Raw genomic sequence first — 22,173 nt, forward strand, 5'->3', positions numbered from 1 at the left:
TTATTTAGCAGTCGCCAGGGGATCCGGCAAGGCAGGGAAGCGCAAAATCATCCAAATCGCAGGGGGTTAAAGCAGCTCTGGCCAGGCGACGGCCGCAATGCGGTTCAGCTCAGGTTTTGAGAAGAGGAAGCCCTGAAACTGGGTCACGCCTGCCGCTTCGAGCCACATCCACTCTTCGGGCTGTTCGATGCCCTCCGCGATCACGCCGATCTCCAGTGACGAGCAGCATTTCAGAATGGCATGAATGATCGCCTGCTTCGGTCCGCTTTTATGCACGCCTGAGATAATCGCCCGGTCAATCTTGATCTTGTCGGGCTGAATGCGGGTCAGCAGCGACAGCCCGGCGAAGCCGGCGCCAAAATCGTCCAGCGCGAGGCTGATGCCCGCCGCCTTCAGCTGGCGAAGGGCCGCTTCAAAGGCATCCGGCTGCGAGATAATTTCATTCTCGGTGAACTCCACCATGATCTGCTCCGGCACCAGCCCCTGGGCCGCGATCGCCTCCAGCAAAAACGGAACCGCATCGGGCACTTCCACCAGCGTCATCGGCAGCAGGTTGATCGACAGGGTCATCCCCTCAATCCCCAGCTGTTTTGCCTGAGCAAACGCGATTTTTTTCGACTGCAGATCGGTCTGATAGAGCTGTTCACGTGACAGTCCGGCAAAATAATCCAGTGGCGGTTCACCCTGCGGGCCGCGCAGCAGTGCCTCCAGTGAAACGATTTCACAGGCAAAGGGATCGACGATCGGCTGAAACGCGAAGCTGACCTCATCCGTCGCCATCAGTGCGGCATCGCCTTCACGCTGCTCTGACTCGTCGCGGATAAAGGTCCAGCCGCTGGCAGAAGGGATCTCAAAATAGTTCTCTTTTTCCCGCGCTTCGACAAAGGTGCGCAGGAACTGCAGGGCGCGGTCGGAATAGGTCATCTGGTAGCGGGTGGTGCATTTCTCCAGCACCGCTTCCAGTACCGTCTCTTTATCGTGCAGACGGAGATCGAACAGTTCCATACCGACGTGACCAAACCGTCGCGCTGGCGCGTAGTCGCGCAACAGTTCAACCAGATTATGATGGCGCGGATCCTGGCAAATCCGGTTATAGACCGCTTTTACGGCCGCTTCCGGACCTTCCAGCAGCTGAAAAAAGTGTGTTCCATTGAACAACAGAATCCCGGTGACGCTGGATGATTTGTTGATTTTGTTCGCTTTTAATGCCAAATCATGCAGAAGCCCCAGTGACACATTTTCAGTGATGTGGCTTCTGTAGATGATTGTCGACAACATAAAGATTTCCGGGATTTTTTATTTTTTGTTAACACACCTTACCAGAAGGTTCTCCTGGGGAGAACGAGGGGGAGTGCGCCTTTCTTACTCTGGAACTATTTTAGTCGACAGGAAGCGCTGAATCACCTTTTCCCAGCGCACGCTGCATAAAAACCGTATCCAGCCAGCGGCCCTGTTTGAACCCGACCGAACGCAGGATGCCGGTCATCTCAAAGCCCGCTGCGCGATGCAGCGCAATGGAGCCCTGGTTCCCGCTGTCGCCCACGTTAGCGATCAGCTGACGAAACCCCGCCTGCTCTGCCCAGGCAATCGCGTGATGTAACAGGCGTGACCCGACGCCACGCTGCTGAAATCCCGGATCGATATAGATCGAATCTTCCAGCGTGTGCCGGTACGCATGGCGCGGACGATAGGGGGCCAGATAGCAGAAACCGCGCACCTCACCGTCGCTGACGGCGATAAACCACGGCAGGCCCGCCTGCTGAATCTTATGCATCCGCCCGGCGATTTCGGCGACATCAGGCGGAACCGTCTCAAAGGAGCCGGTGCCATTAAGGACATGCCAGGCGTAAATCTGCTGAATCGCCGGGATATGAACATCCTCTGCTGCAAAAATTTCCATTGTCACGCTCCGGTATTATCTTTAACGGCTTTACCCGGTGAAAAAACAACGGTATAGCGGGTCGTCAGGGGACGCAATGAAAATCTTGCGGGTGCGCATTCTCTCCTGCCGGCTCGCTTACCAGGATTAATCCTGGCAAATCGGAGGGCAGAATGCCAGGCAGCATGAAAGAGGCGATATCCGGGGGTATTAAGCCTTTTCTGAAAACCGCGCCAGCCGGATGATTCATTCCAGGGTTAGGGCTATTATCTCTGCGGTTTCGGTTGAGCTGATTTAATATCCGGGGGTGCGGCGTGATGCGATTTGTTGATTTTCTGAAAAGTAAGCAGGGGCTGCGCGCCGCGAGAAATCACTGCTTTGAATTAAATGGTGTGGTGCTCGGTCATTTCACTGCGCTATTTCTGCACGATAACCAGATTATTTTTACCAAAGATGGCAGGCATTGCGTCGTGCCTTATTATCTTGGTGCCGATGACGATTTAACTGAGCAGACGATTAATCCGCGCATTAATAATATCCGTGCGCTGAACTGATTAATTCCGCTCTCGCCCGCCACGCTTAATATGCCCCGCGTGCGGAGGTCATATTTATTCGCCAGAAAATGTGCGTTATCCCTCTTTTCGCTCGGTTCACGGCTGCCGCCGATCCCGCTGTGGCGCTTTCACACGGCGCGGAACAACAAACAGCAGCAGCAGGGCACTGGCAGCAAACAGCGTCAAAGCCGTAACGGCGCCCAGCGCGGCATAGAGCTGGCCAAACAGCAGCGATCCTACCACCTGACCTGCCGCCAGCATAAAGAACAGCATCCCGACGCCGGTTGCCGGATCGTCAGCGGTGGCCTGCGCGCCCCAGACCAGTAACACTCCTGACAGCGTGACATAGCCCGCGCCACAACAGGCCACCGCCACCATTAAGCCCGGAGAGTCGCCCCGGCTCAGGGCCAGCACCAGCAGCGGCACGGCCATTCCGCACAGCGCGAGCCGGTAGACCCCATTCAGTCCGATACGGGCAGCCAGCGGGCCGGTAAACACACCGGCAATGCCCGCTCCTCCGGCAATCAGCCAGAGCAAACGGGCGCTCTCCGCATCCATGCCGACGTGCTGACGCAGCAGCACCGATCCAAAACTCCACCAGGCCGCACTGATCAGACCTGAAACAAGCGCAATGCCCATCAGCCGCCGCAGCGCGCGGCAGTACAGGCGCGGCTGCCCGTGACGCTTCTGCGGCCTGTGAGCAGCGGTGTGAGAGGATAAGTGACGCATCACCGGCAGCGCACAGGCCAGAGCGAGCAGGGCGAAGAGCCCGCAGGCGGCGCGCCAGCCGCCCGGCAGCGTGCCGAGAATGATAACGGAGAGGATAATCCCCGCGCTGGTACTGGCATTGATCAGGGTGTTGATGCGCGGCTGGCGCGCCGCGGGCACACAGGCACTGACTGCCGCCGCCAGGGCGGGAGATGCCAGGCCGGAACTGAATCCGGCGATAAAGAGCCCGGCCGCCAGCAGCAGCGGCGAGGTGGCGAGGGCAAGCAGCAGCAGACCTGCCGTCGCACAGAGTGAGGCGAGTAGCGCCGTCAGCCGCGCACCGTAGCGCCGGGCCAGCGCCGCGGCGCTGAGAATGGTCAGACAGTAAGAGACAAAGCTGCAGGCGGAGAGCAGACCCGTCTGCTGCGGGCTTAACGGGATCGCTGCCGATATGGCGGGCAGCATCAGCCCCCATGAGAAGCGGGCCATGCCATAGGTTACTGCGATCAGGCTGAAGCCGGTCAGAGCCAGCGCAGCAGGCGACCTCATCAGGAAGCCCCTTTCTGGAGCAGCAGCTGGCTGGCGATCTGCGCCGCATGCTGCGCGGCGGCGGGGCCGGTAATCAGCGCGGTGGTAATCGCCCCTTCAAAGAGCATCCAGATGGCATCGCTCAATGATTGATCTTCGGCACCGTGCAGGCAGGTTACACAGTCGGTGATGTAGCGGCGCATGGCGGCGCGGAATGCCAGCGCCTGCTCTGCCAGCGCCTGATCCCGTCCGGCATATTCTCCCCAGGCTTTAAGGAAGAAGCAGCCGTGCGCACCGTTTGCCTCGGTCCAGCTGGCCAGCACGCTAAACAGCTGCGCGATCGCCTCCGGCTGTTGGGCCGGCAGCAGCTCAGCCATAAAGCGCTGCTCACGCGCCGCCATCACCGCGGCGGTCATCGCCTCGCGTGAGGGAAAGTGATGATAGAAGGTTCGGGTGGAGACGCCCGCTTCCCGACAGAGCTGGTCGGTACTGGTGGCGTGGAACCCGTGGGTGTAAAACAGCCGCTCGGCAGCCTGAATGATGTCATCGCGTTTTTTCATCCTTTAAAAGTAAACCGTTCGTTTTACTTTTGCAAACCGGGCACGGCTGGATGCGTCCACCGGTATTGATAAATCCGCGAAGCCAGGGGACTTAGCGTTCCGCTTAAAGGCGCGCCCTCTGTCACTTTCACGCTTTTTCAGCTTCAGTTCATTAATACTCATAATTACCCCTGCGGGGGTAAGTGATTTCAGCGCTGCGTCTGATATGACCCGGACGGCAGAAGCGGATTTTCCGTAAAGTTATTTCATTAAATAGATGATATTTATAGATAATTATAGTTTTTCGCTGTTCTGGCATGCATTAGCACGGTAAATGCTTATAACGCGCTGAAGCGGCAGGCGGGGATCGGCGGCGATAAATAGCTGAAGCGAGTGAGGCGGGTAAAAAGGGCATATTCTCAAAGTCAGTCCGCCCTCTGTAATAAAGTGGTTTTAGGGATAATTCTCAGTTAGTTTAATAAAGCTTCAGATTACAAATAAAATCTCTTACGAATTTTGGTTCGTTTTTTTAAGACACATACAGCAACTATCAGGATGACTACCATGCTCAAAGCCAGCTATTATTATCTGTGCCCGCGTCCCATGGGTGGATGGATTTTACACAAAGAAGGTTGCGTTAATCTGTCAAAGAACGATAAGCGCGTGTTTATTGGTTCGCTTTATACCCGTCAGCAGGCGCTGGCCGTGGCGAAAATACATCATGCCAATGCCATTCTCTGTAATGCCTGCCTGAGTACTTTTATTTGTCCGGGCAGCAGTACGGTAATTAAACCGGCACGCGCTGCCACGCCAACCCGTCATACGCCAAAACATTAAGCGCCGGGCTCTTTTTCCGGGAAAGCAGATAAGGGCGGGAATAAAAGCGGGGGTAGTCTGAATTAAAAAAGGGCAGCGTTAATACGCTGCCCTGAGGATTATGCCTGTTTAGGCTGTCCGTTTGATGCGGTCAGCCCGCCATCGACCGGCAGATTGACGCCGGTAATATAGCTCGCCTCATCGCTGGCAATAAAGACAATAGCCCTGGCGATATCATCCGCCTCACCCGCGCGACGCAGTGGAATACGATCGTAAAAGCGCTCAAGCAGCGCCGGATCCTGTTTGGTATCTTCCGTCAGATCGGTAAAGGTAAAGCCCGGACAGATCGCATTGATGCGGACGCCGTCCGCGCCGTAGTCCATCGCCAGGGCGCGGGTAAAGTTGGTAATCGCCCCTTTGGCGGCATTGTAGATGCTCATACCCCAGTCACCGCCTAAGCCGGAGACCGAGGAGATGTTAACCACGTTACCTTTGCTCTTCAGCAGGGCAGGCATGAAGTAGTGAACGCCGTGGAAAACCCCGTCCAGGTCGGTTTTCATCAGCGTTTTCCAGTCCTCAAGGTCCACTTCATGGATGCGGCCCTGGACAATCACGCCAGCATTATTCACCAGCACGTCAACCCGGCCATATTTGTTCAGCACGGTTTCTGACAGTTGTTTAACCTGGGCAGCGTCTGAGACGTCGCAGGCCGCTACCAGGTGGTCACCCGGCGTCAGTCCGGCCAGCGTCTCTTCGAGTTTCTGCGCGGTGCGTCCCACCAGCACCACTGACGCGCCTTCTTCTGCAAAGCGTTTTGCGCTCGCCTCACCAATGCCGGACCCGGCACCTGTCACAACCACAACTTTCTGCGTAAATCTGGACATTATGCCTCCTTATCAGCATCAATTTTCACGTTTAACAACCGGTTAAGCCTGGCAGTGATTGCCAGAAATTCAAGCGCAGCGTCAGAGGCGCTGCGCCTGAAGCCTTACCGTCATCCCTAATCAGGGACGTCTGAACAGTGCGAAGCTGCGTCCTTCCAGCTCAAAATCCTTCTCTTTGGTGATGACCAGACCGCGTTTCGCCACGTCGCTGGTGGTCAGCTCCAGCACCCAGCCCCCTTCACCAAACTGCGGGATGCGGAAGGGCACGTTGCCCTCAAACGGGTTAAGCAGCATCAGCACATCGTGCCAGATGCCCTCTTCGGTCTGCAGGTCGGGCCGCCCGATATAGACGCCCAGCGTGGAGCCTTCATCCCACTGCTCACTCTGCTGGAACCCGCCGCCGGCGTTAAACCATTTGATATCCATGCCGTCGCGCCAGTTCTCGCGACGCAGCAGAGGCTGCTGAGCACGCAGGCTCAGGATCTGGCGGGTGAACGCGCGCAGCGCTTCGGCGGATTCCGGCAGGTTATCCCAGTGAACCCAGGAGATTTCACTGTCCTGGCAGTAGCCGTTGTTGTTGCCCATCTGGCTGCGGCCAAACTCATCGCCTGCCAGCAGCATCGGCGTGCCGTGTGAGAAGATCAGGGTGGCGAGGAAGTTGCGCTTCTGGCGCTCGCGTACGGCGTTGATGCCTTCGTCGTCCGTCGGGCCTTCTGCGCCATAGTTGTACGAGCGGTTGTCATTGTGACCGTCGTTGTTATCTTCGCCATTCTCATCGTTGTGCTTGTCGTTGTAGGAGACCAGGTCGTTGAGCGTGAAGCCATCGTGCGCCGTCACGAAGTTGACGCTGGCCCACGGGCGACGGCCGTGCTGATCGTAAAGATCGCCGGATCCCAGCAGACGGGCGGCAAAGTCGGTCGAAACGTTGTTGCCTTTCCAGTAGTCGCGCACCGTGTCGCGATACTGGTCGTTCCACTCTGCCCAGCCGGGCGGGAAGCTGCCCACCTGATAGCCACCCGGTCCGATATCCCAGGGTTCACCAATCAGCTTTTTCTGTGACAGGATCGGGTCCTGCATTACGGCATCGAAGAAGCCGCCGCGCGGGTCAAAGCCATCCGGTTCGCGCCCCAGAATGGTGCCGAGGTCAAAACGGAAACCGTCGATATGCATCGACTCAGACCAGTAGCGCAGCGAATCGAGCACCATCTGCAGCACGCGCGGATGCGAGGTATTAACGGTGTTGCCGGTTCCGGTGTCGTTGATGTAGTAGCGATGCTGATCCGGCAGGGTCCGGTAGTAGGAGAAGTTATCGATGCCTTTAAACGACAGCGTCGGCCCCAGCTCATTCCCCTCGGCAGTGTGGTTGTAAACCACGTCGAGGATCACCTCAATGCCGGCATCATGAAAGGCGCGAACCATGTCGCGGAAGCCCTGAATGCCGCGCGGGCCGAAGTAGCGGGTCGCGGGCGCAAAGAAGCCCAGCGTGTTGTAGCCCCAGAAGTTTTTCAGCCCTTTATCCAGCAGATGCTGATCGTCCGGGAACCAGTGCACCGGCAGCAGCTCGACCGAGGTAATGCCTAAGCTTTTGATATAGTCGACGGTCGCTTTATGACCCATGCCGTCAAAGGTGCCGCGCAGTTCGGGCGGCAGCGCCGTGTTGAGCTGGGTAAAGCCTTTAACGTGGGTTTCATAGATCACCGTTTTTGGCCATGGCACGTTCGGACGGTTCCTGTCCTGCCAGTCAAACTCATTGGGATCGACCACCCGGCACTTCGGTGTAAACGGCGCGCTGTCGCGGCTGTCAAAAGTGAGATCTTTATCGTCGTGATAGAGATCGTAGGCGAAGTGCGCCTCGTTCCAGGCGATGTCGCCCGCCAGTTCGCGGGCGTAGGGATCGAGCAGCAGCTTGTTCGGGTTAAAGCGATGACCATTCTCCGGGTCGTAGGGACCATAGACGCGATAGCCATACAGCGCACCTGGCTTCAGACCCGGCACATAGCCGTGCCAGATTTCATGGGTATATTCCGGCAGCTCCAGACGGGCGATTTCCGTTTTACCGCTGGGATCGTACAGACAGAGTTCCACCCGCTCGGCGTGGGCACTGAACAGGGCGAAGTTTACGCCCTGACCATCAAAGTTTGCCCCCAGCAAATGGCTGTAACCCGCCGTAATTTCAAAACGCTGACTGTTTGACATTGATGCCTCGTTATTCAGTGAACAGATTGACGCGTAACAGAAAAAAGATTTCAGCGTGCCACCAGCACGGCGCACCACTGCGACGCCAGGTCGCCCAGCGCCAGCGCATCGCCTGCATCGAGCGTGTTACCGCTCAGCACATCCTCATAATGGCGCTGACGCAGCCCGTCCGGCAGGGCGAGGCTGATCTCTGCCCAGCGCGCCGCAGGCGGCTGATCCAGGTTTTCCGGCAGGGCGTCAAAGACCCGGCGCGACACAATGACAATCACCGCCTGATCCCCATGGGTGCGGGCAAAGGCCAGCACCTTGTCCGGCTGCCCACCCCCGGCTTCCAGCGCCAGATAGTCGCCGTGGCGGAACAGGTCAGGTTGCTGCTGGCGCAGCGCCAGCAGCTTCACAATCGCCTGCTGATTAACCTGGCCACGCCGCCAGTGGGTCTCACTGCCGTCGTGCTGCGGCGCACTGAGCATGGCGGCCAGCGCGTCAAAGTCGGGCTCGCGGCGGTTATCGGGGTCGACCAGGCTGAAGTCCAGCGCCTCGCTGCCCTGATAAATATCGGGCACGCCCGGCGCGGTGAGTTTCACCACGGTCTGGGTCAGACTGTTGACCAGGCCCGCGCGGATAAAGGGCTGCAGCGCCTCGCAGAAGTCATTAAGGAAGGCGTGACTGGCGGGCGAGAGCAGGTGACGGGCATAGCCCAGCACCGCCTCTTCATAGGCGTCATTGTTGTCGGCCCAGTCGGTGCGCAGCTTGGCTTCACGCAGCGCTTTTTCCACGTAAACCACAAAGCGGGCTTCCAGCGCCGCCAGACCTTCCGCGTCGTCCGGTTGCAGGGTGGTCGGCCAGACTCCGGCCAGCGCTTCATAGAGCATCCATTCGACCGCCGGCTCCGGTGCCGGGCCATCTTTCAGCCGGACGATCTGATCCTGATTCATCTCCCGCCAGCGGCTCACGCAATCCGCCCAGCGCTGCGGCGCTTCGGTCAGGGTATAGAGCCGCGCACGCGCATCTTCACCGCGTTTGGTGTCGTGCGTTGAGGTACCCGACAGTGCATCGGGCTGATGTTCGCGCCGCGCCTGCATTTCGGCGTGGAACTGCGCCAGCGAGAAGTGACGCGCCAGCGGTTCAGCGCCGACCTCGTTCAGCGCCAGCGCCATGTGCTGACGGAAGAACAGCGTATCTTCGACAGACTTCGCCATCAGCGGGCCGGTCAGCTGCTGGAAGCGGGTGCGGAACTGCGTGGCATCCTCGCGGGCCGCAGAGGCGACCTCTGCCCGCAGAATCCGGGTCAGAAAGTCGAGCGCCGCGCTGTCTGGTGCCGTGGCGCTGGCTTTCACCTGGCCGACCACCTGCTGCAGCAGCTGCTGGTCGGCAGGGGTCAGGCCCTCCGGGGTGCCGTAGGTGCGATAGACCGGGAAGGCCACCAGCAGCTCGCGCAGCGCATTTTTCAGCTCCGGCTCCGGCTGTGGCGTGCCCTCTGCGTCGGCAATCGTCAGCGCCAGCTGGAGTAACCGGTTAAATTCGCCGGCAAAATTACGGTTCGCCATCAACAGCTTGGCGGCGCGCAGCTCCGCTTTCATGTCCACGGTTTTGCCAATCACCGCCTGATAGGCTTTGCGCAGGCCACTCAGGCGATCGCTGTCGACCAGCAGGTTGGCGAGCGCCGCCATAAACTCATAGCCGGTGGTACCGGAAACCGGCCACTCATCCGGCAGCTGTTCATCCTCACCCAGGATCTTCTCCACGGTGAGGTAGCAGTCGGGACCCGCCGCCTGGCGCAGCTGCTCCAGATAGCCGCGCGGATCGGCCAGGCCATCGACGTGATCCACCCGCAAGCCCTGCACCGCGCCGCTGTGAACCAGTTCAAGAATCAGCTGGTGCGCTGCGTCAAAGACCGTTTTGTCCTCCACGCGCACGCCCACCAGACCGGTCACCTCAAAGAAACGCCGGTAGGAGAGGTCGCGCGGCGCATCGCGCCAGGACATCAGTCGCCACGGCTGCTGGTCATGCAGGGCCGCGATCTCTGCGGCATCGCGCAGGGCGAGCACCGCCTCTTCCCGATCCTGCCAGGTCCGTGGGGCCAGCGGGTAGAAATTGTCAAAGTAGGCCAGCGCCGGCTTGCCGCTCTGCGGATCGCGCTGCACGCTGATCTCGCCATTCGCCAGCACCGCCTCAAAGGTGTCACCGAGGAACGGCAGTGTCAGGCGACGTGACCAGTCGATATCAAAATAGCTGGCGTAGCGACTCTGTTCGCCATGTTCGATCACGTCGCGCCACCACGGGTTCTCCAGCGACGCGGCCATATGGTTCGGCACAATGTCGAGGATCAGGCCCAGTCCGGCGGCCTGCAGCGCGGCGACCATCCGATCAAATCCTTCGCGTCCGCCAATGGCGGGCTCGATCTCGTTGACGTCGGTGACGTCATAGCCGTGGGTGGACTCCGCGGTCGCGCTGAAGATCGGCGAGGCGTAGAGATGGCTGATCCCAAGCTGTTTCAGATAGGGCACCAGCGCCGCGGCGCGGTCAAAGGTCATGCCGTTGCGGAACTGGATGCGATAGGTTGCGGTTGGAATAGTCATGCGGTTTCTCCCTTAGCCAGACGCACCACGATAGAGTCAGGCGCGAGTTCAGTTGCGGCCTGCGGCCAGGCAAACAGGGTCTTACCCGGCAGATCGGGGATCGGCTGCGTGCGGTTGCTGACGTTCAGCGCCAGGGAGAGCGTGCCCGCCGGGAAGTCCCAGCGCACCGCGAGGAAGCCCTCTGACGTCGTGATCACCTGGCCGGCGTCCCCCCCGGCGGTCTGCAGCAGCGGCACGATATGCTGCTGACGCAGGCTGAGCAGCTGGCGCGTCAGTGCCAGCCACTGCTGGCCTTCCGGCGTCTCCCTCTTTTGCCAGTTAAGTTTCGACTGTTCAAAAGTGGTCACATCATTAGGGTCCGGCACGGTTTCACCGTGACCGGCATGGCCTTCAAATTCTCTGGCGCGGCCTTCGCGCACCGCTTTAGCCAGATCGCCGTGGAAATCGGTGAAGAACAGGAACGGCTGGGTTTCGCCATACTCTTCACCCATGAACAGCAGCGGGATATGCGGCGAGACCAGCAGGGTGGCCAGCAGCACCTGAGTGCGCGCCGCGCCAGCCAGGCTGATGAGCCTTTCGCCCTGCGCCCGGTTGCCCGTCTGATCGTGGTTCTGGATAAAGTCGACAAAGGCCACCGGCGGCTGGCTGCTGCTTTTCACCCCACGCGGTTCACCTGACTGCTTCGACACTTCGCCCTGATAGACAAAGCCTTCTGCCAGCGCCCGCGCCACCTGCTGCGCCGGATGATCGGCAAAATCCTGGTAGTAGGCGTGATCTTCCCCGGTCGCCAGCACATGCACGGCGTTGTGGAAGTCATCGTTCCACTCCCCCGTAAACAGCGGAGCGTCGCCTTTTTCATCACGCGGATGAAGGAAGGTGACATTGCGGCAGTCTTCGGTGGTGAGATGGATAGGGCGATCGGTAATCGTCGAGCGGATACGCTCGGCAATCTCAATCAGCACATGCTTTTCGCTGGGATCGTCAATCTGATCGATGGCGTCAAAACGCAGGCCGTCGAGATTAAACTCCTGCAGCCAGTAGAGCGGCGCCTCCACAATGTAGCGACGAACCGCATCAACGTCATAGGCGATGCCTGCGCCCCACGGCGTCTTGCGCTCCTGATGGAAGAAATCAGGCGAGAGCAGGGGCAGATAGTTGCCCTCCGGGCCGAAGTGGTTCAGCACGATATCGAGCACCACCGACAGACCGTGGCCGTGCGCTGCGTCGATAAAGGCTTTGAAATCATCGGGTGTGCCGTAGGCGGCGTGCGGTGCATAGAGCAGCACGCCGTCGTAGCCCCAGCCGCGGTTGCCGCCAAACTGCGACACCGGGAGCACCTCGATCATGGTAATGCCGGTTTCCGCCAGCACCGGAAGCTTTTCAATCGCGGCCCGGAAAGTGCCTTCGGGGGTAAAGGTGCCGATGTGCAGTTCATACACCACCGACTCCGTCCACGGACGACCGCGCCACGCCGTGTTCTGCCACTGATAAGCATCAGGATCGATCACCAGAGAGGGGCCGTTGACCTCCGCTTTCTGGGCGCGGGCGGCGGGATCGGGCACGGCTGTGCCATCGGCCAGCACAAAGTCATACTCCGCGCTGGCGGCCACACCGGCAACCTGCGTCTCAAACCAGCCGTCAGCCTGCGGGGTCATCTCTATGTCTTTACCGGAGAGGCGCAGCGTTACACGTTGCTGGCCGGTTGCCCAGAGGCGAAAACGCACCTCATCACGGGCAACCCGTTCAGCGCCCCAGCTTTTGGAAAAAGATTTGGATTCCATTCAGTTGCCTCATTTAGCCTGGAAATGCGCAATGGCGTCCATCGCGCGAAAAGGATGTTGATCATGCAAATGTCAAAAATCATAAACCTGCCAGCGAGACCAGGATGCCGGGTGGGCCGGCGCGTCTCTTCAGCCAGGAAGCTGGACTGGTATTCAGTGTGATGCGGTGGAAAAGGGCGGTGAGACCGCTTCCACGCGGCTACAGTGAATAATCATAGACTAAGATGTTGCCCTCGCCGGGCGGCGGAGGGGCTGGTGAACAAAATTTGCGTTTATGACGCTGAATCAGCGTGATCCGGGATGAGTGAAAGCGGGGGCGGCGCAGAAAAGGCTGACGGAGGGGGCGGATTCGCTATAAGCTCAGGCACGTCCGGACAGGCTCGCCCGTGACGCTGAATGTTTAAGGAGAGGATGTGAGGAAAAACGCCCTGTTAGCCGTGTTGCTGCTGCTTTCTGCCTGCTCTAACCGGGTCGGACACCGGCTGGACAATTCGCATCTGCAGCAGATTCATGCCGGTCAGACCACCAAAGCCCAGCTGATCGCCCTGTTCGGCCAGCCCGACAGTGAAACGCCCTACCCGGACGGGCAGCGGCTGCTGAAATGGACCTACAGTGAGGCGCGCACCCTGAATACCACCGAGGGGCAGACGCTGACCGTGCAGATGAAAAATGACAGAGTGCTGAACTATGCGCTGAGTAAAAGCTGAACCGCGCGGCAGCAGGGGCCGCCGCGCGTGGGGGGTTACTGTTCGCTGCTCTGCTGCGCGTCCCGGCTCCCGGGGTGCGGCTGAGCCAGCCGGGCGAAATCGGACCCCGCCGGATGCTGATAGATCTGCAGTTCAAACAGACGGGCCATCGAATAGATAAACTCAAAAATTTCCGCCTGGGTATTCTCATAGTCCACCCACAGAATGGAGGAGGTGAAGCAGTAGATCTCCACCGGTAACCCATCCGGTGACGGTTTCAGCGGCCTCACCACGATATACATCTCTTTCTGAATATCGTGACGCTGGGCGAGCCAGGCGGTCAGGAACTTACGAAATACCATCAGATTGGTAATGCCGTTCTCCATAAACCAGCGGTCGCCCACAGCGCTGATGTCGCGCCCGTCCAGCAGCCCGGTAATCGCTTCGCTGGCGATGCGGATCTGGCTCATCGACTGCAACATCTCCTGATTCACAAAGGTGATCGACTTCTGATCCAGATAAAAGCTGCGCATGATACGGCGCGCACCGGAGGAGAACATCGCCTGCCAGTTCGTGTAGGTCTCGGTCAGGAAGTTCTTGGTCGGGATGCGCGAAATGGTGTTGTCCCAGTTGCGGATGGTGATGGTGTGCAGCGCAATATCGATCACCTCCCCGCTGATATTGTTATCCGGCATCTCAATCCAGTCGCCCAGCTGCAGCACGTCGTTGGAGGAGAGCTGAATATTGGCCACCAGCGACAGCAGCGTATGCTGGAAGATCAGCATCAGCACGGCGGCCACCGCACCCAGCGAGGAGATGATGATCGCCGGTGACTTATTGGACATGATCGCCAGAATCATGATCGCGGCGATTATGTGCACCAGGATTTTACCGATCTGGATGTAGCCTTTGATCGAGTGATTTTTGCGCTTCGATTTGCGCGAATAGGAGCTGTTAACGATCTCCAGCACTTCGTTGAAGAAGATCGACAGATAGATAAAGAACAGGATGCCGCAGATGGTCTGCACGGCGATCTTCAGATGCTCCGGCAGGCCGGGCATAAACTGCAGGAAATTGTAGACCACAATGACCGGCACAAAATTGGAGAGCTTCTGCGAGAGGCGAACATCTTTGTCCAGCGGCACGCCCTGTTTGTGGCTGCTGAAGAAGACTTTCCTGACCACTTTGACGATGAAGAATTTGCAGATCAGGTGAGTGACCATCCCGGCCATAATCAGCAGCAGCAGGCTGAAGCTGGCCGACAACACGCTGTTTCCCTCAATAAAACGCATCAGACTCTGTATGTAATGCATGATAACCACGTGCAAAAAATGTAAGGGGCGAATTCAACCACAGCAGAGGGGCGGATGTTAAGCGGCGAATGCGCTCAGAGGCCTTCGCGGCGCTTTTTTTGTCCGGCTGAGTGTGCCTGGCATCACGCCGTGAGAAAGCTTTTCCATCAGGCACTCAGATAAACGCGGCGCTGGCCGATAACGCTACTATCTCCTCTGATATGAGCCTGCTCACATGATAAAAAATCTTAAAATAACGCACGGTATTCTGGCGGTGCTGGCCGTCTTCATCATTTTACTCACCCTGACCGGTTTCCTGTTCTACAACGGCATGGCAAAAGCCGATAAAAACTTCGTGGCCGCTGAGCAGCTGACGCTGCAGCAGCAGCACCTGAGCGATGCCGTGAAAACCCTGATCAAAACCCGCGTCACCATCAACCGTGTGGCGATCCGTTTCCTGAAGAATCAGCAGGACCCGAAATCGCTGGCGGCGATGGCGACGCTGCTGGAGCAGGCGGGACAGTCTGCGGCGGCGGCCGACGCCGACTTCACCGCCTGGCAGGGGCTGACGCAGCAGGAGAAACAGAGCGACGCGCAGGCGACGCAGGTGAAGGCGGCCTATCAGCAGATGCGTGAAACCATGCTCGCCTCCATCACCTTTCTGAAGCAGGGCAACTATCCGGCTTACGGCAACCTGGAGGCGCAGGCCGCCCAGGATCAGCTCGACAGCGCCTATCAGGCCTGGCGTGCGCTGAACATCCAGCTGATGAAAGCGACCTCCGAGCATAATCAGCGCAGCCTGACGGATGCACTCTGGACGCTGCTGACCATCGGTCTGATTACCGTTGTGGTGGCCGCAGCGGTCTGGGTCGGGCTGCAAAAACTGCTGGTCGGCCCGCTCGGCAGGCTGACCGGTTACATGCGTGCCATCTCGGGCGGTGATTTAACCTCCGCGATTCAGCAGGAAGGGCGCAATGAGATGGGGCTGCTGGTTCAGGAGCTGCAGCAGATGCGCGATGCGCTGGTGGTGACCATCACCTCGGTTGATGACGCTACCCGCTCAATCTTCACCGGTGCGGCGGAAATCTCCGCGGGCAGCAGCGATCTCTCCTCCCGCACAGAACAGCAGGCCGCCGCGCTGGAGCAGACCGCGGCCAGCATGGAGCAGCTCACCTCGACGGTGAAACTCAACGCCGACAACGCCCGCCAGGCGACCACGGTGTCAAAAGAGGCGTCAACTACGGCGGTGCAGGGCGGCGAGACGGTGGCCCGGGTCATCGCCAACATGGATCAGATCAGCGAAAGCTCCGGTCAGATCGCCGGGATTATCGCTATTATCGACAGCATCGCGTTTCAGACCAACATTCTGGCGCTGAATGCGGCCGTTGAGGCGGCGCGCGCCGGGGAGCAGGGTCGGGGATTTGCGGTGGTGGCGGGTGAAGTGCGATCGCTGGCTGGCCGCAGCGCCACGGCCGCGCAGGAGATCCGCGGCCTGATTGACCGCTCTGCTGAGCGGATCAGAACCGGTGCCGGTTACGCCGCGCAGGCGGGCAGCGCGATGGAGAGCATCGTGACATCGGTAAGCCGGGTCACGCAGCTGATCGAAGAGATCGCCGCCTCCTCGACCGAACAGACCCGTGGCATTGAGCAGGTCTGCATCGCCGTCTCAGAGATGGATGGCGTTACGCAGCAGAACGCCGCGCTGGTGGAGGAGTCTGCCAGTGCCGCCGCCTCGCTGGAGGAGCAGGCAAGTTACCTGCGTAAAACGGTCGCGGTTTTCAAAACCGGCACGCTGCACGCCGCGTTTTCAGCCGCACCGGTCGCGAAGGCGATCGCCGCGCCACAGCGTCAGCCTGTCGCCGTGGCAGACAACGACAACTGGCAGAGCTTCTGACGGGAACGCCTTTTAACGTCAGGGTTCCGCTTTCTCCGCCATAAAAAAAACCGCCCGGGGGGCGGTTTTTTTATTCACTTAACGCATCAGGCCGGAACAGACTGCGCCTTCTGGCTGCGGGACCAGACGCGGTGCGCTTTCATCGCCTGCGTAAATTCAGAGGTCAGGGCGCTTTCCGCCGAGTCACCCTGCACGATGCCTTCTTCCTGATCGCCATCACCCAGACCGAACTGCGCTTTGAAGCGGCGCGCGTCGCCCACCAGGCCAATGACCTTGAGGTGCTTGTAGGCTTCCAGCAGGAAGTAGCGGGCATCACCACTTAACAGCAGCGCATCGATGTTGCCATCCGGTACGATCACCGCATCAAAGGTCAGCGAAGGCAGACCGGCGAAGGTGGCGTCGATCGGCAGTACGGAACCATCGTCGGCACGCACCTGGCCCATGTGCGGCGCCAGAAGTTTGGCGTGCACACCTTCCGCTTTCAGCGCCTGCAGGATCGCCAGCACACCGTCCGCTTTCACGCCGTCGCTCAGCAGCAGTGCAACCTGACGGCCTTTGATCTCGCCATCCGGCACGGCATAGAGGCTCAGGCTGTCATCTTTGGTCAGGCCGTTGACCGGTGCCGGCGGCTGGATATTGCGCTGCTCGTCGGTCAGGGCGATGCCCAGATTATCGGCCACACCCTGCGCCAGTTTGGTATCGATGCGCGCCAGATGATCCACCACGCGCTCACGAATATAGGCACGTCCTACTTTGCTCAGCTCAAACGAATAGGCACCGATGATGTGCTGCTGCTCAACCTCGGTCTGGCTCAGCCAGAACAGGCGCGGCTGGGCATAGTATTCGCCGAAGGAGGGGCTGCGCTCGCGCACCTTGTGGCCTTCTATCCGCTCCTGATAGCTCTCGAAACCGCCGCCTTTCGCCGCCGGTGGGGTTTCACGCGGCCAGTTGTCGTTGATCGAGTTCGGCTCGTAGTTAGCCGGGTTGGTGTCGATGTCCTGACGATGCATCCCCTGACGCTGGAAGTTATGGTAAGGGCAGGTCGGACGGTTAATCGGGATCTCGTGGAAGTTCGGGCCGCCCAGACGACTGATCTGCGTGTCGGTATAGGAGAACAGGCGACCCTGCAGCAGCGGATCGTTGGAGAAATCGAGCCCCGGCACGATATGACCCGGATGGAATGCCACCTGCTCGGTTTCGGCAAAGAAGTTGTCCGGGTTACGGTTCAGCACCATTTTGCCGACAATTTCAACCGGAACCAGCGCTTCCGGGATCAGTTTGGTGGCATCGAGAATGTCGAAGTCAAATTTGAACTCATCCTCTTCCGGGATCAGTTGCAGGCCCAGTTCATATTCCGGGAAATCGCCCGCTTCAATGGCTTCCCACAGATCGCGGCGGTGGAAGTCCGGATCGCGGCCGGTCAGTTTCTGCGACTCATCCCACAGCAGTGAGGCTTTACCGGCCACCGGCTTCCAGTGGAAGCGGACAAAGGTCGCTTTGCCTTCGGCGTTAATCAGGCGGAAGGTGTGAATCCCGAAGCCTTCCATGGTGCGATAGCTGCGCGGAATGCCGCGATCGGACATCGCCCAGATGACGTTGTGCATGGTTTCCGGCTGCAGGGAGACATAATCCCAGAAGGTGTCATGGGCGCTCTGGCCCTGCGGGATTTCATTGTGCGGCTCCGGCTTAACGGCGTGCACAAAGTCAGGGAATTTATGCGCATCCTGAATAAAGAACACCGGGGTGTTGTTACCGACCAGGTCAAACACGCCCTCTTCGGTATAGAACTTGGCGGCGAAACCGCGGATATCACGCACGGTATCGGCAGAGCCAGCACCCCCCTGTACGGTGGAGAAACGCACGAAAACCGGGGTGGTCTGATTCGGATCGCTGAGGAACTGAGCTTTGGTCAGATCTTTCAGTGAGCGGTAAGGCTGAAAGTAGCCGTGTGCCGCTGAGCCGCGTGCATGCACGATACGCTCAGGAATACGCTCATGGTCAAAGTGCGTGATCTTCTCACGCATGATGAAGTCTTCCAGCAGGGTCGGACCGCGCGTACCGGCTCGCAGGGAGTTCTGGTCGTTGGCGATGCGGGTGCCCTGATTGGTGGTCAGCGGCTGGTTCGTGCCGTTTTTACGGCTGGCTTCAAGCTGGTCGAGTTTAGCGTTGTGGGTCTGTGGCGCTTTCAGGCTGCCTGGGGCGGTAGGCTGCTTGCCTGGCGGAGTGGGTTCGGCGGGTGGCTGATGCGAACCATCTTTCGGTGCCAGCGAACCCAGACCCGGCTCTGACGACTCTGGTCCGGTAGTGGGCGCACGGTGGCTCAGGGGTTTCTTCTCAGTTTCTTTCGACATTAATCCATGCTCCGGCTGTTGTTTTATTTTCGACGACACTAAATATAGAACAACCTGAACAATGCTGAGGGTAAACGGGGCATTTAATCCGGATGGCTGCCTCTTTTTCGTCCGGCTGAAAACGTACGCTTATCTGCGGGTACGCCTCGTCGCTTCGTTTATTCACCCCCTGTGCCGTCTGGCTTATCGGCGCGTCAGTGCCCGCCCGCCAGGCCATCCGCTCTGTTTTCCCTCCGCCGGCCTGACCTGCCATCTCTCCCCGCTGAGGCGCTGAACCGGGGAGAGAACCATAAACAGATTTAATGTTGATAAAGCGGCAAACGGGTTGAATGTGGAAATGTTATATCATAACATTTCATTTTGTAATTTTTACTGAGGGTCAGGTTGTGGTGAATCATGCAGGTAAATGGATAGGGATCGTAGCGGCGCTGTTAATCACGCAGCAGGTGCAGGCACACGGCAGTCACGCACATGGCAAACCGCTGTCAGCGCAGGAGCAGAAAGCCGCAGAAGGGGTTTTTGCTGACAGCGACGTGAAAGATCGTTCGCTTTCTGACTGGGATGGGCTGTGGCAGTCGGTCTATCCGCTGCTGCAGAGTGGCGAGCTGGATCCGGTCTGGCAGAAAAAAGCGCAGCAGGATCCCCATAAAACGGCCGCAGAATATAAAGAATATTATCGCAAAGGGTATGCCACCCGCGTCGATACCATCGGTATTGAAAATGGCGTGATGGAGTTCCACGTAGGCGACCAGGTCAGCGCCTGTCACTACCGCTATGACGGCTATAAAATCCTGACCTACAGCTCTGGCAAAAAAGGGGTGCGCTACCTCTTTACCTGTGAAGACGCGAACAGCCGCGCGCCAAAATATGTGCAGTTCAGCGACCACACCATCGGACCGCGTAAGTCCGCCCATTTCCATATCTTCACGGGCAACGACTCTCAGCAGGCGCTGCTGGCGGAGATGGAGAACTGGCCGACCTATTATCCCTACCAGATGATGAATGCTGAGGTGGTGGAGGAGATGCTGCACCATTAAGCGCGGGGTAAGATGGCTCACGGGTGACGGCGGGTCGGACTCCTGTCCGCCGTCCTTCTCCTGACCCGTGGCCGCGCTGTCAGCCCACCCAGACCGGGCGGCGCGAAGCGGGGATACCCTTCACGACGCGGCGATAAGCCTCCTCCACCAGTTGCTGAATCAGGCCGGGCGAGAGGCCGTCACCGGGCGAGACCGTAATCCAGTGGCGCTTATTCATGTGATAGCCGGGGGTAATGGAGGGGTAGATGACCCGGTGCAGCTCCGCCTGCTGCGGCTCACATTTCAGCGTGATGATGAGCACCCCGCGCAGTTCGGTCAGCAGCAAAAACACTTTTCCACACACTTTATATACCTGATGTTTCGGCCCGAACGGATAGCTGCATTCTGCGGCGGGCAGCCGCTCCGCTGCGTCGATGGCGATGCGCTGGATTTCATGGCCCTGCATAGCGGTTCTCCCTGTCACTCTATAGCCTGCCTCTGCGCCCCCGCGACTGGCTGGTCGCCAGAGGCCTGTTACACTTCTGATAAGCATCAATCAGGAGCAGTCATGAAATTAGGCTTTGCATGTAAGTATCTCAACAGTGATGGCAAACAATTTTTTCCGTTTCGCGCCACCACCCGTAAACGGTTTCTGAGTTTATCGCATGATGAACGTTATCAGCTGCTCCATGAGATCAGCGTGACCAATCTGAATCATCTTTATCAGACGCTGGAGCAACTGGCTACCTTACCCGCGCCTCTCCGGATGATGCGTATCGGCAGCGATCTGCTGCCGCTTTACACCGTGCCCGAAGCCACGCCGCTGTTTGCGGCGTTTCTGCCCGAACTCCATCCGCTGTTTGCCCGCTGTGGTGAACTGGCGCGGGCAAATGATATCCGGCTCTCCTTCCATCCGGGCCAGTACACCGTGCTGGCCTCCGATAATCCCGATGTGGTGACGCGCGCGCTGGAGGATGTGGAGTATCACACGCTCTGCGCCACGCTGATGGGCTACGGCAAACAGTTTCAGGATTTCAAAATCAACATCCATATGAATGGTAAGGCGGGGTTCGACGGATTTAAACGCGCCTTTAAGCAGCTCAGCCCGGAAGCGCAACGGATGCTGACGGTGGAGAATGATGAGATCTCCTGTTCACTGGATGACGTGCTGCAGGCGGCACCGCTCTGTCCGGTGGTGCTGGATATTCACCATCACTGGGTAAAAGAGAGTGAGTTTATTCAGCCAGACGATCCGCGTGTTGCCCGCGTCATCGACTCCTGGCGCGGCGTGCGTCCGGTGCTGCACTACTCGATTTCGCAGGAGGGGATCATTCCGCCGGAGGGCTGGCCCGATCAGGCTGCGCTGGGGGTGAGCAAAAGCAAACTGCGGGCGCACTCTGATTACTTCTTTAACCCGACGCTGAATGGATGGGCGCTGTCGTTTCAGGATTTCGACATTATGTGCGAAGTGAAAATGAAGAATCTGGCGCGGGAACCGCTCTACGCCTGGGCGATAGCGCAGCAGCGGATAGCCGATCCCCTGGCAGAGTATGCCAGGGAATCGTCCTGTTAAATAATCGCCACGCCGCCGGTGACGGCGATGGTTGCCCCTGAAATGTAGCTGCCTTCGTCACTGGCCAGCATCACATAGGTGGGTGCCAGCTCAGCAGGCTGACCGGCCCGCTGCAGCGGCACTTCGCTGCCAAAGTTTTTCACCTGTTCAACCGGCATGGTTGAGGGGATCAGCGGCGTCCAGATAGGGCCGGGCGCGACCGCATTGGCGCGGATACCTTTTTCAGCCAGCAGAGCGGCCAGTCCGCCGGAGAAGTTGACGATGGCGGCTTTAGTGGCCGAATAGGCGAGCAGCTTCGGTTTTGGCTGATCGGCATTGATTGAGGCGGTGTTGATGATCGACCCGCCCGCCGGCATATGCCGGGTGGCGGCTTTGGTCAGGTAAAACATCGCGTAGAGGTTGGTTTTCATGGTGCGGTCAAACTCTTCATCGCTGATCTCATCCAGCGACATACGCGTCATCTGAAAGGCGGCGTTGTTGACCAGGATGTTAACCTCCCCGAACGCCTCTACGGCCCGATCGACCAGCGCATTACAGTGAGACGCCTCGGTAATATCGCCGGGCATCAGCACGGCTTTGCGACCGGCGGCCTCCACCAGCCGGGCCGTATCCTGCGCATCTTCATGTTCATCGAGGTAGGAGATCAGCACATCGGCACCTTCGCGGGCAAACGCAATGGCGACAGCCCGGCCAATGCCGGAGTCGCCACCGGTAATAATGGCTTTTTTACCCGTCAGGCGGCCTGATCCCTGATAGCTCTCTTCGCCATGATCGGGCTGCGGCTGCATCGCGGCAGTGCTGCCTGGCCACGTCTGCTGCTGTTCGGCGAAAGGCGGCTGTGGACGCTGAGTGGATGACATGGCTATTCCTCCAGTAAAAGGGGCGAAACCTGTCAGG

19 protein-coding genes are annotated in these 22,173 nt (G+C 58.9%); 6 read left to right on the forward strand and 13 right to left on the reverse strand.

The window, feature by feature from the left end:
• Nucleotides 1-66: 66 nt before the first annotated feature.
• Together AC6I7A_RS08605 and AC6I7A_RS08610 are read right to left on the reverse strand one after the other, a co-directional pair.
• Complete coding sequence (locus AC6I7A_RS08605) at nucleotides 67-1,278, reverse strand: diguanylate phosphodiesterase (RefSeq protein WP_009090445.1); 1,212 nt, start codon at nucleotides 1,276-1,278, stop codon at nucleotides 67-69.
• Nucleotides 1,279-1,378: 100 nt separating this feature from the next.
• On the reverse strand, nucleotides 1,379-1,900 hold the full coding sequence (locus tag AC6I7A_RS08610; protein ID WP_009090443.1) for a GNAT family N-acetyltransferase: 522 nt from the start codon (nucleotides 1,898-1,900) through the stop codon (nucleotides 1,379-1,381).
• Nucleotides 1,901-2,196: 296 nt separating this feature from the next.
• Between AC6I7A_RS08610 and AC6I7A_RS08615 the strand changes: the two genes are divergently transcribed.
• Nucleotides 2,197-2,433 (forward strand): hypothetical protein, encoded by a 237-nt coding sequence (locus AC6I7A_RS08615; protein WP_009090441.1) that lies wholly within the window; start codon nucleotides 2,197-2,199, stop codon nucleotides 2,431-2,433.
• 96 nt (nucleotides 2,434-2,529) lie between these two features.
• Here AC6I7A_RS08615 and AC6I7A_RS08620 read toward each other — a convergent pair whose 3' ends face one another.
• The 3 genes from AC6I7A_RS08620 to AC6I7A_RS08630 are packed head-to-tail and all read right to left on the reverse strand — an operon-like array spanning nucleotide 2,530 to nucleotide 4,391.
• On the reverse strand, nucleotides 2,530-3,690 hold the full coding sequence (locus AC6I7A_RS08620; RefSeq protein WP_058956555.1) for an MFS transporter: 1,161 nt from the start codon (nucleotides 3,688-3,690) through the stop codon (nucleotides 2,530-2,532).
• Nucleotides 3,690-4,229 (reverse strand): TetR/AcrR family transcriptional regulator, encoded by a 540-nt coding sequence (locus tag AC6I7A_RS08625; RefSeq protein WP_058956554.1) that lies wholly within the window; start codon nucleotides 4,227-4,229, stop codon nucleotides 3,690-3,692. Before AC6I7A_RS08625 ends, AC6I7A_RS08620 begins: the two co-directional genes overlap by 1 nt.
• Before the next feature lie 3 nt (nucleotides 4,230-4,232).
• Nucleotides 4,233-4,391: a hypothetical protein gene (locus AC6I7A_RS08630; RefSeq protein ID WP_167428252.1), complete on the reverse strand. Its 159-nt coding sequence runs from the start codon at nucleotides 4,389-4,391 to the stop codon at nucleotides 4,233-4,235.
• Between the two features lie 381 nt (nucleotides 4,392-4,772).
• On the opposite strand from AC6I7A_RS08630, the gene AC6I7A_RS08635 reads away from it, so the two are divergent.
• The gene (locus AC6I7A_RS08635; protein ID WP_009090436.1) at nucleotides 4,773-5,045 is read left to right on the forward strand and encodes a hypothetical protein; all 273 of its coding nucleotides are present in this window, start codon (nucleotides 4,773-4,775) and stop codon (nucleotides 5,043-5,045) included.
• A 98-nt stretch (nucleotides 5,046-5,143) separates the two neighbouring features.
• Here the strand turns inward: AC6I7A_RS08635 and budC are convergent, their stop codons facing one another.
• From budC to treZ, 4 genes are all read right to left on the reverse strand, one after another.
• Entirely contained in the window at nucleotides 5,144-5,908 is a 765-nt protein-coding gene (budC, locus tag AC6I7A_RS08640; RefSeq protein WP_009090434.1) for a meso-2,3-butanediol dehydrogenase, read from the reverse strand.
• A gap of 120 nt (nucleotides 5,909-6,028) precedes the next feature.
• On the reverse strand, nucleotides 6,029-8,104 hold the full coding sequence (gene glgX / locus AC6I7A_RS08645) for a glycogen debranching protein GlgX (protein ID WP_058956644.1): 2,076 nt from the start codon (nucleotides 8,102-8,104) through the stop codon (nucleotides 6,029-6,031).
• Nucleotides 8,105-8,154: 50 nt separating this feature from the next.
• The gene (gene treY / locus AC6I7A_RS08650; protein WP_058956553.1) at nucleotides 8,155-10,683 is read right to left on the reverse strand and encodes a malto-oligosyltrehalose synthase; all 2,529 of its coding nucleotides are present in this window, start codon (nucleotides 10,681-10,683) and stop codon (nucleotides 8,155-8,157) included.
• Nucleotides 10,680-12,464: a malto-oligosyltrehalose trehalohydrolase gene (gene treZ, locus AC6I7A_RS08655; protein ID WP_058956552.1), complete on the reverse strand. Its 1,785-nt coding sequence runs from the start codon at nucleotides 12,462-12,464 to the stop codon at nucleotides 10,680-10,682. Before treZ ends, treY begins: the two co-directional genes overlap by 4 nt.
• 413 nt (nucleotides 12,465-12,877) lie before the next feature.
• Between treZ and AC6I7A_RS08660 the strand changes: the two genes are divergently transcribed.
• Nucleotides 12,878-13,171 carry a hypothetical protein gene (locus AC6I7A_RS08660; RefSeq protein ID WP_009090426.1) on the forward strand — a complete coding sequence of 98 codons (294 nt, stop codon included), beginning with the start codon at nucleotides 12,878-12,880 and terminating at the stop codon, nucleotides 13,169-13,171.
• Nucleotides 13,172-13,206: 35 nt separating this feature from the next.
• Here the strand turns inward: AC6I7A_RS08660 and AC6I7A_RS08665 are convergent, their stop codons facing one another.
• Entirely contained in the window at nucleotides 13,207-14,463 is a 1,257-nt protein-coding gene (locus tag AC6I7A_RS08665; RefSeq protein WP_009090423.1) for a mechanosensitive ion channel family protein, read from the reverse strand.
• Between the two features lie 214 nt (nucleotides 14,464-14,677).
• Between AC6I7A_RS08665 and AC6I7A_RS08670 the strand changes: the two genes are divergently transcribed.
• Nucleotides 14,678-16,336 carry a methyl-accepting chemotaxis protein gene (locus AC6I7A_RS08670; RefSeq protein WP_009090421.1) on the forward strand — a complete coding sequence of 553 codons (1,659 nt, stop codon included), beginning with the start codon at nucleotides 14,678-14,680 and terminating at the stop codon, nucleotides 16,334-16,336.
• 86 nt (nucleotides 16,337-16,422) lie between these two features.
• Here AC6I7A_RS08670 and katE read toward each other — a convergent pair whose 3' ends face one another.
• Nucleotides 16,423-18,687: a catalase HPII gene (gene katE, locus AC6I7A_RS08675; RefSeq protein ID WP_058956551.1), complete on the reverse strand. Its 2,265-nt coding sequence runs from the start codon at nucleotides 18,685-18,687 to the stop codon at nucleotides 16,423-16,425.
• A 386-nt stretch (nucleotides 18,688-19,073) separates the two neighbouring features.
• Here katE and zinT point away from each other — a divergent pair, with 386 nt between their 5' ends.
• Nucleotides 19,074-19,724, forward strand: a complete 651-nt coding sequence (gene zinT / locus AC6I7A_RS08680) for a metal-binding protein ZinT (RefSeq protein ID WP_373682549.1) — start codon at nucleotides 19,074-19,076, stop codon at nucleotides 19,722-19,724.
• Nucleotides 19,725-19,803: 79 nt separating this feature from the next.
• Here the strand turns inward: zinT and AC6I7A_RS08685 are convergent, their stop codons facing one another.
• Complete coding sequence (locus AC6I7A_RS08685) at nucleotides 19,804-20,169, reverse strand: MmcQ/YjbR family DNA-binding protein (protein WP_009090418.1); 366 nt, start codon at nucleotides 20,167-20,169, stop codon at nucleotides 19,804-19,806.
• A gap of 102 nt (nucleotides 20,170-20,271) precedes the next feature.
• Between AC6I7A_RS08685 and AC6I7A_RS08690 the strand changes: the two genes are divergently transcribed.
• Nucleotides 20,272-21,276, forward strand: a complete 1,005-nt coding sequence (locus AC6I7A_RS08690; RefSeq protein WP_058956550.1) for a UV damage endonuclease UvsE — start codon at nucleotides 20,272-20,274, stop codon at nucleotides 21,274-21,276.
• Here the strand turns inward: AC6I7A_RS08690 and AC6I7A_RS08695 are convergent.
• Nucleotides 21,273-22,136: an SDR family oxidoreductase gene (locus AC6I7A_RS08695; RefSeq protein ID WP_058956549.1), complete on the reverse strand. Its 864-nt coding sequence runs from the start codon at nucleotides 22,134-22,136 to the stop codon at nucleotides 21,273-21,275. The two genes, AC6I7A_RS08690 and AC6I7A_RS08695, sit on opposite strands and share 4 nt — an antisense overlap.
• Nucleotides 22,137-22,173: the final 37 nt, after the last annotated feature.

This window comes from Type-F symbiont of Plautia stali (assembly GCF_059731105.1).

What these genes read in the sequence shown, in the direction of transcription:
- AC6I7A_RS08605 (WP_009090445.1), bottom strand. Translation starts at nt 1,278, where the DNA reads ATGTTGTCGACAATCATCTACAGAAGCCACATCACTGAAAATGTGTCA.
- AC6I7A_RS08610 (WP_009090443.1), bottom strand. Translation starts at nt 1,900, where the DNA reads ATGGAAATTTTTGCAGCAGAGGATGTTCATATCCCGGCGATTCAGCAG.
- AC6I7A_RS08615 (WP_009090441.1), top strand. Translation starts at nt 2,197, where the DNA reads ATGCGATTTGTTGATTTTCTGAAAAGTAAGCAGGGGCTGCGCGCCGCG.
- AC6I7A_RS08620 (WP_058956555.1), bottom strand. Translation starts at nt 3,690, where the DNA reads ATGAGGTCGCCTGCTGCGCTGGCTCTGACCGGCTTCAGCCTGATCGCA.
- AC6I7A_RS08625 (WP_058956554.1), bottom strand. Translation starts at nt 4,229, where the DNA reads ATGAAAAAACGCGATGACATCATTCAGGCTGCCGAGCGGCTGTTTTAC.
- AC6I7A_RS08630 (WP_167428252.1), bottom strand. Translation starts at nt 4,391, where the DNA reads ATGAGTATTAATGAACTGAAGCTGAAAAAGCGTGAAAGTGACAGAGGG.
- AC6I7A_RS08635 (WP_009090436.1), top strand. Translation starts at nt 4,773, where the DNA reads ATGCTCAAAGCCAGCTATTATTATCTGTGCCCGCGTCCCATGGGTGGA.
- budC (WP_009090434.1), bottom strand. Translation starts at nt 5,908, where the DNA reads ATGTCCAGATTTACGCAGAAAGTTGTGGTTGTGACAGGTGCCGGGTCC.
- glgX (WP_058956644.1), bottom strand. Translation starts at nt 8,104, where the DNA reads ATGTCAAACAGTCAGCGTTTTGAAATTACGGCGGGTTACAGCCATTTG.
- treY (WP_058956553.1), bottom strand. Translation starts at nt 10,683, where the DNA reads ATGACTATTCCAACCGCAACCTATCGCATCCAGTTCCGCAACGGCATG.
- treZ (WP_058956552.1), bottom strand. Translation starts at nt 12,464, where the DNA reads ATGGAATCCAAATCTTTTTCCAAAAGCTGGGGCGCTGAACGGGTTGCC.
- AC6I7A_RS08665 (WP_009090423.1), bottom strand. Translation starts at nt 14,463, where the DNA reads ATGCATTACATACAGAGTCTGATGCGTTTTATTGAGGGAAACAGCGTG.
- AC6I7A_RS08670 (WP_009090421.1), top strand. Translation starts at nt 14,678, where the DNA reads ATGATAAAAAATCTTAAAATAACGCACGGTATTCTGGCGGTGCTGGCC.
- katE (WP_058956551.1), bottom strand. Translation starts at nt 18,687, where the DNA reads ATGTCGAAAGAAACTGAGAAGAAACCCCTGAGCCACCGTGCGCCCACT.
- AC6I7A_RS08685 (WP_009090418.1), bottom strand. Translation starts at nt 20,169, where the DNA reads ATGCAGGGCCATGAAATCCAGCGCATCGCCATCGACGCAGCGGAGCGG.
- AC6I7A_RS08690 (WP_058956550.1), top strand. Translation starts at nt 20,272, where the DNA reads ATGAAATTAGGCTTTGCATGTAAGTATCTCAACAGTGATGGCAAACAA.
- AC6I7A_RS08695 (WP_058956549.1), bottom strand. Translation starts at nt 22,136, where the DNA reads ATGTCATCCACTCAGCGTCCACAGCCGCCTTTCGCCGAACAGCAGCAG.